This is a genomic window from Flavobacterium branchiarum (assembly GCF_030409845.1).
Classification (GTDB): domain Bacteria; phylum Bacteroidota; class Bacteroidia; order Flavobacteriales; family Flavobacteriaceae; genus Flavobacterium; species Flavobacterium branchiarum.
Genome location: NZ_JAUFQQ010000005.1, coordinates 395,922 through 412,682 on the forward strand (window position 1 = coordinate 395,922; position 16,761 = coordinate 412,682).

The window sequence follows — 16,761 nt, forward strand, 5'->3', positions numbered from 1 at the left end:
GAAATTTAGACTACTTTTGCAGCCTCAATAATAAAAAAAAACAAAAATTTAAATATGTCAGATTCCAAAAAAAACCAATTAAAAAAAAGTCTAGGACTGAGTTTTAATATTGCGGTATTAATTGGAGGAACAATAGGTGTTGGAATTTTACGAACACCCGGAACTATCGCAAACATGTTAGATAATTATTGGCTAATTATTGCTTCATGGCTTTTCGGGGGACTATTTATCTTAATTGGAGCCAATTCTTTTGCCGAACTAGCTACTATGCTACCTAAAGCAGGAGGCTCTTATAATTACATCAAAAGAGCATTTGGTAATTATGCTGGATTTTTATCTGGTTGGTTTGATTATATTACTAATGTAATTCCGCCCGCATTTTACTGTATCGTTATTAGCGAATACCTTATTATCCTTTTTCCAAGTCTAGCAAACTATTCAACCGAAATGGCAATCTCCTTATTGATTGCATTTGTCTTACTACATTTAAGTGGTGTAAAAAACGGTAGTGTCATTCAACAAATTACCAGTTTCATTAAAGTTATCTGTTTTGTTGCCTTGGTTATTGCTTGTTTTATGTACTCGGGAGTAAAATTACCTCCAATACAGAAAGATGGTTCTTTTTTTGAAATCGGACTTCTATTTGGTCTTTTTAAATCCCTACAGCTTATCATCGGAACTTACAATGGTTGGAATAGTGTTTGCTTTTTTGCAGAAGAAAACGACAATCCAAGCAAAAACATTCCGCGTTCATTATTTAGTGGTGCACTACTAGTAATTGCCATTTATGTATTATTAAATGCTGCTTTTTTCTATGTTTTACCAATTGAAACTATAGCAAATTCTAATCTAGCTGCTGCCGATGTTGCCAATATTATTTTTGGCAAAAATGGAGCAATAGTAGTCACTATAATCGCCATTTTTTCTTTAATAAGCATACTAAATGCATTCATGATGATCCCACCGAGAATCCTGTACGGATTAAGTCGTGATGGCTTTTTTATCGAAAAAGGAACAACTGTAAACAAAGGAGGAACACCAATTGTCGCTCTTTTAGTTTCCTCCTTATTTAGCTTGTTCTTAATTTGTATCGGTTCCTTTGAAGTGTTATTCTCCTTTGCTGCCTTTACCTCTATTATTGTTTGGGGATTGGCTTATTTTTCGCTTATAAAACTCCGAATCACAGAGCCTGATTTACCAAGGCCATATCGCTCTTTTTGGTATCCTTGGACAACCATATTGGCGATTCTAGTTTCATTAGCATTACTCATCGGATTTATATATAGTGACCCCGAAAGCTTCATAATCATAGTTAGTATCACTGTGGTATCTTATCCTATATTTAAATTTTTAAATCGAAAATCAAATAAAGAGTAAATCATATAAAATAGCTAGAGTGTAAAAAACTCTAAAATAAAAAACCCGACAAATTTTTAAAATCTGTCGGGTCTATTTTTTTAAACAAAACTAGCTTTTATTTCAAACCAGCTAAACTTTGTTCTATTGTAGCAATTTTAGATAAAGCATCTGCCTCTTTTTGTCTTTCGTTAGCCAAAACTTTCTCTGGCGCTCCAGCAACAAATTTTTCATTTGCCAATTTCGATTGAACCGATTTTAAGAATCCTTGAATGTAAACTAACTCTGCATTCAGTTTTTCAATTTCAGCTGCAACGTCAATGTTTCCAGTTATTGGAATAAAGTATTCATTCGATTTTACTCTAAATGATAATGCTCCATCTACTTTTTCTAAAACATATTCTAATGATGTAATATTTCCTAATTTGGTTACAACCGAATCAAAATAAGTTGATGCCTTATCGTTATTTACAATCTTTAACTCGATAGTATCTTTAAACGGAATATTCTTGTCTTTACGAATTGTTCTAATTCCAGAAATTACTTCGTTTGTGTTTTCAAAATCAGCAATTAATTTAGCATCAAATGGTTTTAATTCTGGCCAAGTTGAAACAATCAATGCTTCTTCTGGAGTTCTTTCAGCAATTATATGCCAAATTTCTTCTGTTAAGAAAGGCATAAACGGATGAAGCAATTTCAAGTTATTCTCTAACATTTCGATAGCGCTATCAAACGTTGCTTTATCAATTGGTTGTTGGTAAGCTGGCTTAATCATTTCAAGGAACCAAGAACAGAAATCATCCCAAACCAATTTATAAATTGCCATTAAAGCATCTGAAATTCTGTATTTTTCAAAATTATCTTCAATATCAACTAATGTTTGTTGCAATTTAGCTTCGTACCATTCGATAGCTACTTTAGATGATTCTGGTTGCGGAATTGTTTCTGAAACTTCCCATCCTTTTATCAACTTAAAGGCATTCCATATCTTATTAGAAAATGCTTTTCCTTGATTACATAATTCCTCATCAAACATGATATCATTTCCTGCAGAAGCACTTAAAAGCAATCCTACACGAACACCATCGGCACCAAATGCATCAATTAAATCTAAAGGATCAGGAGAATTTCCTAATGATTTAGACATTTTACGACGTTGTTTATCACGCACTAAACCTGTTAAATACACATTTGTAAATGGTTTTTCGCCTGCATATTCATATCCTGCAATAATCATTCTAGCTACCCAGAAAAACAGAATATCCGGACCTGTTACCAAGTCGTTTGTTGGGTAATAGTATTTAAAATCTTCGCTTTCTGGATCCATAATTCCACCAAAAACCGACATTGGCCAAAGCCAAGAAGAAAACCAAGTATCCAAAGCATCTACATCTTGTCTAAGATCTTTTATTTCAAGTTTAGCGTTTGACGTTTTTTCCTGTGCTAATTTTAATGCATCTTCAATATTTTCAGCTACAACAAAATCTTCTTTCCCATCTCCGTAAAAATAAGCCGGAATTTGTTGTCCCCACCATAACTGACGTGAAATATTCCAGTCACGAATATTATTTAACCAATGAGCATACGTATTTTCGAAACGTTTTGGATGTAATTTAATATCTCCATCAACCAATACTGATTTGATTGCTGGTTTTACTAATTCTTCCATTTTCAAAAACCATTGATCTGATAATCTTGGTTCAATAACTGCTTTTGTTCTTTCTGAAGTTCCAACTTTATTTAAGTGGATTTCCGTTTTTGCCAAAGCACCAATTTCTTCTAATTCTTTTGCAATCTCAGTACGAACCACAAAACGGTCTTTTCCTTGATAATGCAATCCGAAACTATTAAGTGTAGCATCTTCATTAAAGATATCTACAATTTCTAGATTGTGCTTCTCTCCTAGCGTTTTATCGTTCATATCGTGAGCAGGAGTAACTTTAAGACATCCTGTTCCGAATTCTACATCTACATATTCATCTTCAATAATAGGAATCACTCTTCCGCAAATAGGCACAATTGCTTTTTTACCTTTTAAATGAGCAAAACGCTCATCGTTTGGATTGATACAAATAGCTGTATCTCCAAAAATAGTTTCTGGACGTGTTGTAGCAACAGTCAAAAACTCTTCTGTTCCTTCAATCTTATAGTTAAGGAAAAATAATTTTCCTTGTTGTTCTTCGTAAATAACTTCTTCGTCAGACAAAGTAGTTTTCGCTTCAGGATCCCAGTTTACCATTCGGTAACCTCTATAAATTAATCCTTTATTGTACAAATCAACAAACGAACGAATTACTGAAGCCGACATATCTGGATCCATTGTAAATTTAGTACGTTCCCAATCGCAAGAAGCTCCTAATTTTTTTAACTGATCTAAGATTACACCACCATATTTATCTGTCCATTCCCAAGCATGCGCTAAGAATTCTTCGCGTGTTAAATCATTTTTATTGATTCCTTCGGCTTTTAATTTAGCAACAACTTTAGCCTCTGTGGCAATGGATGCGTGATCTGTTCCAGGAACCCAACAAGCGTTAAAGCCTTTAAGACGTGCTCTTCTTATCAATACGTCTTGAATTGTATTGTTTAGCATATGTCCCATATGCAAGACTCCTGTAACATTAGGAGGAGGAATTACAATTGTATAAGGCGTTCTATGATCAGGCTCCGAATGAAAATAATTATTTTTCATCCAATAGTCGTACCATTTGTTTTCGATTGATTTAGCGTCAAATTGTGCTGGAATTGTCATTTTATCTAGGATATATTTAATCGTTAATTTGTTTGAACATCAATTTGCCTCTCTTTTTTAATCGTCTTTTTATCAATTAAATAAACGCTTAAAGGGGAAAACAAATGAACTTTTACACTTTGGTTTGATTTTTGTATTTATTATAGATGACAAAAGTAAATAATTAAGTACACTATAAAAAGCGAATTAATAATTTGTGTATTAATTAAAAGAAAGTATATTTACTTAATAACTTAAAACAATATCAAATGAAAAAAGTAGCCTCATTTATAGCAATCTTAATGGTTACAACCATTGGTCTTGCTCAAAACGGCCCAAAAATTGATTTTGCTGCCAAGGATAATACGATTGATTATGGTACAGTAAGTAAAGGTGACAACGGAGCGAAAGCCTTTGAATTCACTAATACTGGAGATTCCCCCCTTATGATCACATCAGTACAGTCTACAGCAGGTATTAGTATTGTATCTAAACCAAGTGCTGCAATTATGCCTGGAAAATCAGGAAAAATTGAAGTAAAATTTAATATGGCTCCAGGGCCAATAAGAAAAACGATTACTGTTGAAACTAATGCTGTAAATTACCCTGAAGGCCGTATCGCTTTAAAAATCAAAGGAGAAGTATCTAATTAGCATTCAAATTAAATTCCCATAAACAAAATGGCTTCCTAAATTTTAGGAAGCCATTTTTTATTGATTTGCTTTTACTTTTTTTTATTTAGCATCGCAGTCCGTCGTTTCAAACTTATATTTTACGCGATCAAAATCTATAGGTTTACCTTTAGCAAAGTAGGTTCTACCTAAATAGGTTTCCATAGTTCCGTTACCTAAAATAAGTTGTTTTTCTCTTTTTAAAAATGCCATAGGGTTCTTAAACTTTACTTCTTTCTTTGTTCCCTCAATAAAAGTATAATCTACAAATAAAGTATCTCCTTTAAACTCTCCTATAACTTCTCCAATTTTTGGTGGCGCACCATCGATTTTCATAACTAAATCTCCATTAATTTTTCCGTCTTTTAGAGTATTCAATTTTAAATCTATAGTGTCTTTTTCATAAAGAGCTTTATAACATTGAACACTTACAATACTTTCCGTTTCCGATTTAGCAGCTTCCTTCTGAGTTTCATTTTTTTTGCAGCTCTGAAGCATAACACAAGACACAAGCAAAAAAGGCAGGACTAGATTCTTCATAATTAAATATTTTAAGTTCATATATCTTATAAAATTAAATAAAAATCTGACCAAAAAAAAGGCTTCCAAACAAAATTTTCATTTATTTAAAAGCCTTTTTATTTTCCAACGACAGATCAATTTATAAATTCTTAATTACAAATTCGCTGCGCCTATTTAATTCATGTTGCTCTTCATTACAAGCGTCGTCTGTTTTACATTTTACTATTGGCACCGACTCACCATATCCCTTTGCAATGATTCTTTTTTTATCGATACCCGAATCTATCAAATACTCTTTGGTCGATTGCGCTCTTTTTTGAGACAGATTGGCATTGTATTTATCATTACCTCTAGAATCAGTATGCGAACCAATCTCGACTACCATATCTGGATATTTCTTCATTAATTCATAAACCCTGTTTAAAATAACCTTAGATTCTTTTCTTATATACCACAAATCGTAATCAAAGTAAATAGGATCGGTTTTGATAATTAATCGGTCTTTGTCTCTTATTACATCCTTTTCTTGTGCAATAATCTTCTCTACCTTTTCTTTTTGGTCTGCAACTGCCTGCGCTACTTTTTCTTTTTTCTTAATTTCGACTTGTGCTATTTCATTTGCTTTGGCTTTAGCTTCATTCGCCTTTAAAGCAACCAATTCTAAGGCTTCTTTTTTCTTGTTCTCTTCAGCCAGTTTTTTCTCTTCTTGCTTTATAGCCGCTATAGATTTAAGTGCCATCGAAGCATCATTGCTTTTACCTCTAGTTTTATCAAGAACTAAGGTTCTCGAATTAGTTGTGTAATTTTCTTTTGAAGCCGAAATTGTATAGGTTAACTCACAAGCTACATTAAAATTAAATTTACCATCTACCGAAGTTACAATCGTTCGCAATTGCTTACTTTCTTCCTGTTGAAGTATAACCACGGCATTTTCTAGCGGTAATTCCGTATCAACATCTGTAATTATTCCTGTAATAAGTTGCTTGCAATCCTCTATTACTAATGGTTTGATTTCGTTAAATTGATAAATATCGTCACTTCCTTTTCCTCCTACTCTATTTGATGCAAAATACCCTTCTTTGGTATCTGAATCTATAGTAAAAGAGAAATCATCAAAATTTGAATTTAATGGTAAACCTACATTTACAGGTTTTGAATACGTTCCATCTTTAATTTCGGAAACAAAAACATCAAGTGAGCCGTAACCCAAATGCCCATCTGATGAGAAATAGAGTTTATTATCTTTTGAAACAAACGGAAACTGCTCTCTTTTATCTGTATTTATTAATGCTCCTAAATTTTTAGGATTTCCATAGGCACCTTGATTTATGGCTACCGAAAAGATATCGAATGAACCTAATGTTCCTGGCATATCTGATGCAAAATACAATGTTTTTTCGTCTGAACTCAATGCTGGATGTTCTACCGAATAATTATCACTATTAAATGGAAGTGATATTACATTTTTCCATTTCCCTTTTATAAGCTCGGCTCTAAAAATCTGAAGATTCGAAATTTTGTCTTCGTTTTTTCCTCTTCGCCCATTTTTGTAATTATTTCGCGTAAAATAAATCGTTTTACCATCTTTTGTAAAAACCGCATTAGACTCATGCATTCCAGTTTTTAATTCTTTTGCAAAATAATAAGCAATAGAGTCTCCTGCGTTAATCTTATTTATTGGTGCCGAAACGAGATTAAGATAGGTTTCATTATCCCATTTATACATTTTATCAAATAATCCGGGCTTCTTTTTTACTGCTGCAAAAACCAAACTATCTCCATATTTTACCGCTCCAAACTCTGAGTTTTTAGTATTTATGGCTAGATTTTTAATCGTATATCTGTCTCCAATTGCAGAAATATTCTCCAGTTCTTTTGTAGCATTTTGAAAATCTAAATAATCTTGACTGTTTTTAGAGTAATACTGCTTCAACACTTCATTTGCTTCCTCATTACTATTGGTTGCTTTAAGCGTATGGGCATATTTAAAATAATAATTTCTATCTAAATCTTTATCGTAACTTTTAATCAGAAGTCTATAATATTGTTGGGCTTTCTTTAGGTTATTAGTGTAATAATATGAGTCGGCTAAGTTTTTTATGGCTTCCGCCGAAGGTTTTTCGGAGACTATTTTTTCATATAACGGAATAGCTTCACTGTAATATGTCTTATCAAAGAAGCGTTTTGCTCGAGCCACATCTTGAGCTTGAGCATTTATAAACTGTATTGAAAATACGAATATAATAACTAGTAATTTTTTCATATTTTTCATTTTAAAAGAATCTTGGTGATTTATCATATCCCTTACCTAATAAATCCAAATCAAAAAGAAGCATAATTTCATGTGTTCCCGAATTGAATTGACCAAAATTGGTTGTAGTATAATCATATGCATAACCCACTCGAATTGCTTTTGTAACATTTACATTCATTAAAACACTAACTGCATCATTTACCCTGTAAGCAGCTCCCAATTCGAACTTTTCATTATATAAAACATTTGCCGTAATATCTACAGAAGCTGGTGCTCCAACAACAAATCTAGACATAAAGGCAGGCTTAAGTTTGAACATATCACTAAGCTGAAAAACATATCCCGCAGTTAAAAAAGTATGAATATCCTCGGAACCGTAAGCGTTTATTCCCGATTTCTCTTCGATATGTTTAGACTTCAATAAATTAGGCACAGATAATCCAACATACAATTTATCTGTAAAATAATACCCTCCTATACCAATATTAGGTTGGGTAACGTTAATGTTTTCAGCGAAAGCTAAATCGGTAGTTACATCTCCACTCTGAAATTGGAATCCATTAAAATTCGTCTGTAAAGAAGTAAGTCCGGCTTTTAATCCCAACGAAAGTTTATTTTTCCCTCCTAATTCTAGTATGTATGCAAAATCGGCATAGAAGTTATTCTCCTTTTTAGCGCCATCCCCAATATCATCAGAAATTAATGAGGCTCCTACCTCAATTTTATCACTTAAAGAAGTATGTGCAAAAAAGTTAAATGTTTTAGGAGCTCCAACTGCCCCAACCCATTGTGTTCTGTATAAAGTCCCTACATTTAACATTGCAGGAGTTCCTGTTGCATACGCAGGATTTACCATACTCATATTATACATATAATGGGTATATTCAGGATCTTGCTGCGCAGTTGTATCAATGATGTAGAAAAGAAAACTTATAATTAGTATTATTTTTTTCATTTGAAAATTAAATTAAATAGGAATTATCGATTTAAATAAAGACGACCTTGTAAAGGCGACCTATTATCTTTATTAAAATGGACAACATAAAAATAAACACCATTTGGAGCTACTCCATCAATTATTTTAGAATCAGAATTTTTACCATCCCAATCTGGTTTATTTTTATTGCCTTTAAACATTAAGTTCCCATATCTATTATAAATTTCGAGTGTATAATCGGGATATAAAAAGTCTATATCGGGAATTGAATACGTATCATTTGTTCCGTCACCGTTTGGAGAAAATCCGTCGGGAATAAAAAAGTCCGCATATTCTGTGGTAGAACAATCAGTAAGCGAAACGGTTACTTCAATAGCATTATCAGAGAAACAACTTGTTGTACTTGAGAAGTCAAATCCGTAATAGGTAGCTTTATCTTGAAGCAAAGTTGCATTGGTTAATTGATTTCCGTTATCATGAGCATCATACCAAACTATCGAAGCAGAAGCATTTGTATTATTCGATAAATCGCCAATTGAAGGATTATTTATTCCGCAAAATTCTTGTCCTTTCGGATTTAAAACTGGTGCAGGCGAATCGTTTATTGTAACTACGATTCCACTTGCAGGTGAGACGCATCCGCTAGAAATTGCAGTTTCTCTAACGTAATAATTCCCAGTTACCAATACAAACGACGCTGCCAATGGCGTCGTAGCAGTTGGCGAATTATACCATTTATAAGATGTCCCATTAGGCGCTAAATTAGCAATTGTCATTCTATCTGATTTACAGAACATTTGAGATCCTGCTGTTGGCTGATTCGGTATAGAATTTATTAAAAAATCATCTGATAAGCTTATAGGTGCAATATCACATGTTGTTTCATTATTTGTAATATGGGTAATGGTTACTTTAGTTGAACCTAAATTAAGAAGTAAATTTTGTGGAATTACAAAACTCGCTTTCCCACTTGAAACCACTAAAGTTACTGTTTGAGCTGTCGCCAAATTACTGCCCGAAATAGTATATAAAATTGTAATGTCTTTTAAATTTCCTAACCCTGAAATTGAAACGTGAACAGGCTCATTTAAACAATAATCTTTTACATCAATTATTAAATCAGCTGAAACAGGTAAAGACATAACAACCATATTTGCCGATACGTTTACTGCATTATTACAGCCAATTGCATTTGTAATATCGGTAATTGCAACTAATGTATTTCCGCTCTTAGAAGTCAAATTTGATGGTATTATAAAATTTGCTACTCCGTTTAAAACAGTAATCGAAGCTGCTTGTGCACTTGCATTATTAGCACCTGTTAGCTTATAAACAATCGTATATACACCATTTATGAGACTTGAAATTCCTGTAATTTGCACCAAAGCACTTTTGTTTTGGCAAATTGGATCGATTATTAATTTTGCAGCATCAATCTTAGGAATTGGATGAATCGTTAAATCATCAGATAAATTATTGATTATATTAACACAAGCGCCTTCAGTTTCAAAGGCATTAAATTCGGTAATTTCAATTTTATACTGTCCAACCTTTTGAAAAGAGGCTGCTAACAAAGGAAAAGTTGTCTCGCCATTATTGAAATTTAGCAGTGCTGTATTTGTTTCCGATGATGGACCTGATATTTTATAAGTTACATTATATTGTCCGTTAGGAATTACATTTGCTCCGCTAGTAATCTTTGCCGAATAATTCGCTCTAGGCATATCTGGCTCACATATATCTGAACTAACAACCAGTGTAGCCCCTGTAAGATCAACTCTTTTTTCAATTCGTATTCTTACTTTTGATGTATCAATTTTACAAATTGGATGCGGTGTATTACTAACTGTATAGGTAAAAGTATAAATACCAGCACCGTGAGTTTCATAAATTTTCTGAATATTTATAAAACGATCATTCCTAGTTGTAATCTCTCCAGTATTCTCATTGTCTGTCCATAGCCCATTAGGATCTTCACCTGATAGCTGCTCATTTAAATCCAAATTAGAATAAATGGATAGATCATCACTACTGCATAACAATAAATTAGTAGGACTACCTGCCTCAGGAGCTCTATAAACGGTAACAGAAACTTTTGAAGAAACGGGTCCAGCACAATCCCCAATAGCTGGAATGGAGTAGGTAAACTGATATGTACCAACCCCTAATTCCTTAGGATCAATTTTACTACCTTGAACTGCACTATTTATTGTATTATTATACCATTTACCATTAGACTGTGGACTTAAAAAAGCACCATTAAAAACATGAAATAAATCATATGAAGTAGCATCTGTACATGCCGCTCCAGTAGGTCCTGAAATACCGGCATATCCTCCAATAGCAACTGTTATTGTTGCTGAATTATCAACACAACCAGCTATTCCTGAAACTGTATAAGTAAATCTATAAAATCCACTTTCTCTTATTAACTGAGCATTTAAAATCCCCGTAGCACTATCTAATGCAAGTGAAAAATCATCATCTGTCCAAGTACCACCTGCCGTAGGGTTTCCATCTAATAATCCAAATAAATTTATAGATTGACTCGTAGGATTAGGAATATCACATATACTTGCTTTTGAATCCAAGCCTGCACATTGTCCGAAATTTTTAATAGGTAACAAAAATAAAGAGAATAAAAACAAAAGTAATTTTAGTTTTTCGAAATGTTTTTGGGACATATAGTATTATTAATTTTTTGTTAAAACTACAAAAACAATTCATTAACACAAAAAAAATAAAACTTATTAAACAACAATCACTGAAAAAACAAAAAAGCCTACCCGTTAACAAACAACAACTTAACCTAAAAAAACAGAGCAATTAAAATTAATCTAAGGCTATAATTCATCTGTTAACTGAAATTTAAATTTCAATAATTGACTATCTCTTTCAACTTCTAAACTTATCCATATATCGTCTTCAGATTTCAGCAATCTATTTATTTGTTCTAAAGAAAACTTATAAGCTAAATTTTTATTAATACTAACAATAATATCTCCAGTTCTTAATCCAGATCGTTCTGCAGCAGATTTTTTCCTGATATTTGCAATTTCAAAAACAGGTTTTAACATAAACTTATATCTAAAATCATTACTGGTCTTTTCTGTACTCTCAGCAGCTGAATTTTTCATCACAGGAACTGTTTCTAAATGCACTGTTTCTTGTACCCATTGCAATCCATTATGCTGAATAACGATTCCACTTTTATTATATGTAAAAGGATGGGAGAATTCTTTGTTTTTCTTGAGATACATTTTTTGATCTTTATAATCAAAAACTACTGTAAATCTTCTTAATATCTCACCACCAACTGAACCTATTCTATTAGGAACCATTTTTACATTACGTACGGAACTAGAATCTGGGAAGGCAACAATCGGGTGAATAAAACCGAAGTCGCCAATAGAAAATTTAGGGATCCTAGCTCTCCTTCCTTCAATATCCCCACTAAATCCTTTTCCTAAATAATCTTCAAAATTTTTCACTGGTAATTTAATATTCGGATTTTGAAAAATCCAAAAAGCATCGCTATTACCCGTATCAACAAGCAACTTTGCAGGAATTCCGAGGCTATCGATAACAGCATTTGAATAAAGATAAGGCTTAGCTCTCTCAATTGTGATCGGGATTTTTTTGAATTTTTTTTCCAACCTATTATTATATTTATCAGTAGCTCTATGAACAGTGATTTTTTTAGATTGATAATTTATCTCAATCAAATTATCTTTAAAGAATTGATAACCAATTATTCCATTTACAGGTATACCTATATGTGAGGACAAATTAAACTCCTGATCCAATATAACATATAAAAGGTTATCTGTAGATTTTAAGCCATCTACTTCTAAAGTATTATTGGTAGTCTTTAAACCTTCAATAGATTCTTCGATACCTAAACCTCTAAGTTTTATCTTTTTAATATTAAAAAACCGAAGCTCCTTTTTGTCTTCTAAACTAAAAAGCACGGTATCGTCAACTCCAGAATCTAATAAAAAATTAAGTTCTATACCATTTACTTTAATAGGTATAAAAACCAAATTATTTATTAGTTTAAAAGGAATTGTAACCTTATCTAAATGTTTATCAATAACAAACCCCTGCTGCGAAAATGCAGTAAAGGTGATTATTTGCAAAAAAAACAAAGTAATTTTTCTTTTCATTAAGAGTATTTCTTATAAAAATACTAAAATTTTAGTTAATTAATACAAATTCACAACTACTTATATTGTTTACGTTAAATTCGAAAAAAAACCGCAAATTTGCACTTCAACAATTTAGATCATGCCAGAAATTTCAAACAAAGGCAAAAACATGCCCGAATCACCGATACGAAAACTTGCTCCTTATGCTGATATAGCTAAGAAAAAAGGACATAAAGTGTATCACTTAAACATTGGACAACCTGATATAAAGACACCCGAAGCCGCCATCTCGGCCATAAAAAATATTGATTTAAGTATAATTGAATATAGTCCATCTGCTGGCTACGAAAGTTACAGAAAAAAACTAGCTCAATTTTACAAAAACCAAAATGTAAATGTAGATAAGGAAGATATAATCATCACAACTGGAGGTTCTGAGGCTTTGCTTTTTGCATTAGCAACAATTACTGACCCAGGAGATGAAATTATTATCCCGGAGCCTTTTTATGCTAATTACAATGCTTTTTCGGCATCAACAGGCGCTACAGTAGTTCCTGTTATTTCGAGTATTGAAACCGCTTTTGCACTACCAAGTATTGCTTCATTCGAGAAGCTAATTACACCAAAAACAAAAGCTATATTAATATGCAATCCAGGAAATCCAACTGGATATTTATATTCTGAATCTGAAATTTTGCAACTAGCCGATTTAGTTAAGAAACATGATTTGTATTTAATTGCTGACGAAGTATATCGTGAGTTTACTTATGATGGAGATATTCATTATTCTGTAATGAACTTAAAAGGTATTGAACAAAACGTAATCATGGTAGATTCTGTTTCTAAACGTTACAGTATGTGTGGTGCTAGAATTGGATGTCTAATTTCAAAAAACAAAGAAGTTATTGCTACAGTAATGAAATTTGCTCAAGCCCGATTAAGCCCTCCTACTGTTGAGCAAATTGCTTGTGAGGCAGCTATTGATACACCGCAAAGTTATTTTGACGAAGTAATTTCTGAATACAGAGAACGAAGAGATACCTTAATAACGGAGCTTAATAAAATAGAAGGTGTAATAGTAACTAAACCTAAAGGTGCTTTTTATTGTATTGCTCAATTACCTATTGCTAATGCAGATGATTTTGCACAATGGCTTTTAGAAAGTTACGATTACAATGGAAAAACAGTAATGATTGCTCCTGCTGCAGGATTTTACTCAACTCCAGGTATGGGATTAAACCAAGTACGTATTGCTTACGTTTTAAACAAAGAAGATTTAATTCAGGCAGTTACAGTTTTAAAAGAAGCTCTTTTAGTATATAATGCTAAAAAATAGCAACCATTACAAAAAACAAATAGTTAATAATATGCAAATGGCAACAACGATTATAAGTTGTTGCCATTTCTGTATCAAGTAGATACGCACATACAAATTAATGTTTATCTAAAAACCGTACATTAAATAATACAAACCATAGAAACTGTTTCCCTTTTATTAATTATCTTTACGCACTCAAAAAGATATACCCATTATAATAGTAGTTTTTAATGATAAATAACGAAGATTTTTTAGACGAAATAGGTGACAATCACATCGGATCAAGTGCGCAAAACCCAATTAGAGAAGATGCCTTTGCAATTACTGACGATGAAAAAATTGAAAAAATAAAAAAAGATGTTGAAAGTATTCTGATTACACTTGGAATGGACTTAACAGATGACAGCTTAAAAGGTACTCCAAACAGAGTAGCAAAAATGTTTGTTAAAGAAATTTTTGGAGGACTTAATCCTGTAAGAAAGCCTAAAGCATCTACTTTTGATAATAATTATAAATATGGCGAAATGTTGGTTGAAAAAAACATTACGCTTTATTCTACCTGCGAACACCATTTATTACCAATTATAGGAAGAGCTCATGTTGCTTATATCTCTAACGGAAGAGTAATTGGTCTATCTAAAATGAATAGAATTGTTGAGTATTACTCAAAAAGACCTCAGGTACAAGAGCGCTTAACAATGCAAATCGTTCAAGAATTACAAAGAGCCCTTGGTACTGAAGATGTAGCTTGCGTTATAGATGCAAAGCACCTTTGTGTAAACTCAAGAGGGATTAAAGACATTGAAAGCAGTACTGTAACATCTGAATTTGGTGGTAAATTTAAAGATCCTCAAACAAGAAGAGAATTTTTAGATTACATTAAATTAGAAACTCAATTTTAAATTCGTTTAATTATCAATTCGTTGATATCAAATAAACGATTAAACACATCAACTACAACTAACAATATGCCATTATACAAAAGTCAACATCTAAAAATATACAATTCACTTTCGGGTGAAAAAGAGAATTTCAATCCAATCCATGAAGGAAACGTTGGAATGTATGTTTGTGGACCTACAGTCTATAGTAATGTTCACTTAGGAAATGTTAGAACTTTTATGTCATTTGATGTGATTTTCAGATATTTTTCGCATTTGGACTATAAAGTGCGCTATGTACGAAATATTACTGATGTCGGTCACATTGTAGATGATGTAGATGAAGGCGAGGATAAAATTGCGAAAAAAGCTCGTATAGAGCAATTGGAGCCAATGGAAATCGTTCAGCGTTATACTGTAGATTTTCATGAAATCCTTAAAGCTTTTAATTTTTTACCTCCAAGCATAGAGCCAACTGCAACTGGACATATTATTGAGCAAATCGAAATTGTCAAAAAAATAATTGACACAGGAATTGGTTATGAAGCCAATGGATCAGTTTATTTTGATGTTGTAAAATACAACGAAACCAATAATTACGGTATTTTAAGCGGACGTAATATCGAAGATATGCTAGCTAATACGCGTGATCTTGATGGTCAATCGGACAAAAGAAACCCACAGGATTTTGCTCTTTGGAAAAAAGCAGAACCACAACATATCATGAGATGGCCTTCACCTTGGAGCGATGGTTTCCCTGGTTGGCATCTTGAATGTACTGCAATGAGTACTAAATACCTAGGTAATCATTTTGATATTCACGGAGGTGGAATGGATTTAAAATTCCCACATCATGAATGCGAAATTGCACAAAATGAAGCTTGCACAGGTCAAAGTCCAGTAAATTATTGGATGCACGCCAATATGCTTACTCTAAACGGTAAGAAAATGGCAAAATCTACGGGGAATAACATTTTACCTGGCGAGATTTTAAGCGGAGAAAATACTATTCTGAGCAAACCATTCTCTGCTTCCGTAGCTCGTTTTTTCATGCTACAAGCACATTACCGAAGCATTTTAGATTTTTCGGATGATGCCATTGTTGCTGCCGAAAAAGGATACAAAAGATTAATAGAGGCTCTTGACTCTCTAGATTCTATTGCTACAAGTTCGACTTCATCGATTGATATAGCTAGCTGGAAACAATTATGCTACGACGCCATGAATGACGACTTCAATACTCCAATTTTAATTGCGCAATTATTTGAAGCTGTTCGTTATGTTAATTTATTAAAAGATAATAAAGAAACTATTACTTCTGAGGACTTAAACAACCTTTCAACTTCATTAAAAGCTTTTGTTTTTGATGTTCTAGGCTTAAAAGATGAGAAAGTTTCAGACACTAATAATGATAAATTAGAAGGAGTTGTGACTATGCTAATCGAAATGAGAAATCAAGCAAGAGCTGATAAAAACTTTGCTCTTTCTGATCAAATTAGAGATCAATTAATTGAATTAGGTATTCAATTAAAAGATGGAAAAGATGGAACTTCATTTAGCATATAGTTTTATTAATAAACATTAAAAATGATATTTTAATGTTTTTCCTGAACATTGATTACTAGCAAACTATGTTATCAAAAAAAGTAATATATCCATTTATTTTACTCGTACGGTTTTATCAAAATGCGATATCACCCTTTACTCCTGCCGCTTGCCGTTTTGAACCAACGTGTTCAAGTTACATGATTCAAGCATTGCAAACGCATGGCTTGTTACATGGTGGCTATTTAGGAATCAAACGGATCCTTAGTTGTAATCCTTGGGGAGGAAGTGGTTATGATCCCGTTCCTGAGAAGAAATGCAATCAAAAACATTAACTTTTTATAAAGTATAACTCTATTTTAAATTTTTATTTTTACAACATAAAAATATATTACTAC

Annotated in this window: 12 protein-coding genes; 6 read left to right on the plus strand and 6 right to left on the minus strand. The window is 32.5% G+C overall.

The features are described 5' to 3' along the window. The first annotated feature begins 54 nt into the window (after positions 1 to 54). Entirely contained in the window at positions 55 to 1,377 is a 1,323-nt protein-coding gene (locus QWY99_RS13745) for an APC family permease (protein WP_290266062.1), read from the plus strand. Between the two features lie 97 nt (positions 1,378 to 1,474). On the opposite strand, the gene QWY99_RS13750 is transcribed toward QWY99_RS13745, so the two are convergent. Then, positions 1,475 to 4,108 (minus strand): valine--tRNA ligase, encoded by a 2,634-nt coding sequence (locus QWY99_RS13750; protein WP_290266063.1) that lies wholly within the window; start codon positions 4,106 to 4,108, stop codon positions 1,475 to 1,477. Between the two features lie 248 nt (positions 4,109 to 4,356). Here QWY99_RS13750 and QWY99_RS13755 point away from each other — a divergent pair, with 248 nt between their 5' ends. Continuing rightward, on the plus strand, positions 4,357 to 4,740 hold the full coding sequence (locus QWY99_RS13755; protein WP_290266064.1) for a DUF1573 domain-containing protein: 384 nt from the start codon (positions 4,357 to 4,359) through the stop codon (positions 4,738 to 4,740). 81 nt (positions 4,741 to 4,821) lie between these two features. On the opposite strand, the gene QWY99_RS13760 is transcribed toward QWY99_RS13755, so the two are convergent. From QWY99_RS13760 to QWY99_RS13780, 5 genes are all read right to left on the minus strand, one after another. Continuing rightward, the gene (locus QWY99_RS13760) at positions 4,822 to 5,298 is read right to left on the minus strand and encodes a hypothetical protein (RefSeq protein ID WP_290266065.1); all 477 of its coding nucleotides are present in this window, start codon (positions 5,296 to 5,298) and stop codon (positions 4,822 to 4,824) included. 121 nt (positions 5,299 to 5,419) lie between these two features. Then, positions 5,420 to 7,543 (minus strand): OmpA family protein, encoded by a 2,124-nt coding sequence (locus QWY99_RS13765; protein WP_290266066.1) that lies wholly within the window; start codon positions 7,541 to 7,543, stop codon positions 5,420 to 5,422. 10 nt (positions 7,544 to 7,553) lie between these two features. Beyond that, on the minus strand, positions 7,554 to 8,489 hold the full coding sequence (locus QWY99_RS13770) for a PorP/SprF family type IX secretion system membrane protein (protein WP_290266067.1): 936 nt from the start codon (positions 8,487 to 8,489) through the stop codon (positions 7,554 to 7,556). A gap of 23 nt (positions 8,490 to 8,512) precedes the next feature. Then, entirely contained in the window at positions 8,513 to 11,155 is a 2,643-nt protein-coding gene (locus QWY99_RS13775; RefSeq protein ID WP_290266068.1) for a T9SS type B sorting domain-containing protein, read from the minus strand. A 159-nt stretch (positions 11,156 to 11,314) separates the two neighbouring features. Continuing rightward, positions 11,315 to 12,637, minus strand: coding sequence for an aspartyl protease family protein (locus QWY99_RS13780; protein WP_290266069.1), 1,323 nt, complete (start codon positions 12,635 to 12,637; stop codon positions 11,315 to 11,317). 121 nt (positions 12,638 to 12,758) lie between these two features. Between QWY99_RS13780 and QWY99_RS13785 the strand changes: the two genes are divergently transcribed. From QWY99_RS13785 to yidD, 4 genes are all read left to right on the plus strand, one after another. Then, entirely contained in the window at positions 12,759 to 13,955 is a 1,197-nt protein-coding gene (locus tag QWY99_RS13785) for a pyridoxal phosphate-dependent aminotransferase (RefSeq protein ID WP_290266070.1), read from the plus strand. Between the two features lie 212 nt (positions 13,956 to 14,167). Further along, the gene (folE, locus tag QWY99_RS13790; RefSeq protein ID WP_230604861.1) at positions 14,168 to 14,839 is read left to right on the plus strand and encodes a GTP cyclohydrolase I FolE; all 672 of its coding nucleotides are present in this window, start codon (positions 14,168 to 14,170) and stop codon (positions 14,837 to 14,839) included. Positions 14,840 to 14,905: 66 nt separating this feature from the next. Then, a complete protein-coding gene (gene cysS, locus QWY99_RS13795) occupies positions 14,906 to 16,384 on the plus strand; it encodes a cysteine--tRNA ligase (protein WP_290268227.1) in 1,479 nt (492 codons plus the stop codon). Positions 16,385 to 16,449: 65 nt separating this feature from the next. Next, complete coding sequence (yidD, locus tag QWY99_RS13800) at positions 16,450 to 16,698, plus strand: membrane protein insertion efficiency factor YidD (protein WP_290266073.1); 249 nt, start codon at positions 16,450 to 16,452, stop codon at positions 16,696 to 16,698. Positions 16,699 to 16,761 lie beyond the last annotated feature (63 nt).

What these genes read in the sequence shown, in the direction of transcription:
- QWY99_RS13750 (WP_290266063.1), bottom strand. Translation starts at nt 4,108, where the DNA reads ATGACAATTCCAGCACAATTTGACGCTAAATCAATCGAAAACAAATGG.
- QWY99_RS13765 (WP_290266066.1), bottom strand. Translation starts at nt 7,543, where the DNA reads ATGAAAAAATTACTAGTTATTATATTCGTATTTTCAATACAGTTTATA.
- folE (WP_230604861.1), top strand. Translation starts at nt 14,168, where the DNA reads ATGATAAATAACGAAGATTTTTTAGACGAAATAGGTGACAATCACATC.
- QWY99_RS13770 (WP_290266067.1), bottom strand. Translation starts at nt 8,489, where the DNA reads ATGAAAAAAATAATACTAATTATAAGTTTTCTTTTCTACATCATTGAT.
- QWY99_RS13785 (WP_290266070.1), top strand. Translation starts at nt 12,759, where the DNA reads ATGCCAGAAATTTCAAACAAAGGCAAAAACATGCCCGAATCACCGATA.
- QWY99_RS13775 (WP_290266068.1), bottom strand. Translation starts at nt 11,155, where the DNA reads ATGTCCCAAAAACATTTCGAAAAACTAAAATTACTTTTGTTTTTATTC.
- yidD (WP_290266073.1), top strand. Translation starts at nt 16,450, where the DNA reads ATGTTATCAAAAAAAGTAATATATCCATTTATTTTACTCGTACGGTTT.
- QWY99_RS13755 (WP_290266064.1), top strand. Translation starts at nt 4,357, where the DNA reads ATGAAAAAAGTAGCCTCATTTATAGCAATCTTAATGGTTACAACCATT.
- cysS (WP_290268227.1), top strand. Translation starts at nt 14,906, where the DNA reads ATGCCATTATACAAAAGTCAACATCTAAAAATATACAATTCACTTTCG.
- QWY99_RS13745 (WP_290266062.1), top strand. Translation starts at nt 55, where the DNA reads ATGTCAGATTCCAAAAAAAACCAATTAAAAAAAAGTCTAGGACTGAGT.
- QWY99_RS13780 (WP_290266069.1), bottom strand. Translation starts at nt 12,637, where the DNA reads ATGAAAAGAAAAATTACTTTGTTTTTTTTGCAAATAATCACCTTTACT.
- QWY99_RS13760 (WP_290266065.1), bottom strand. Translation starts at nt 5,298, where the DNA reads ATGAAGAATCTAGTCCTGCCTTTTTTGCTTGTGTCTTGTGTTATGCTT.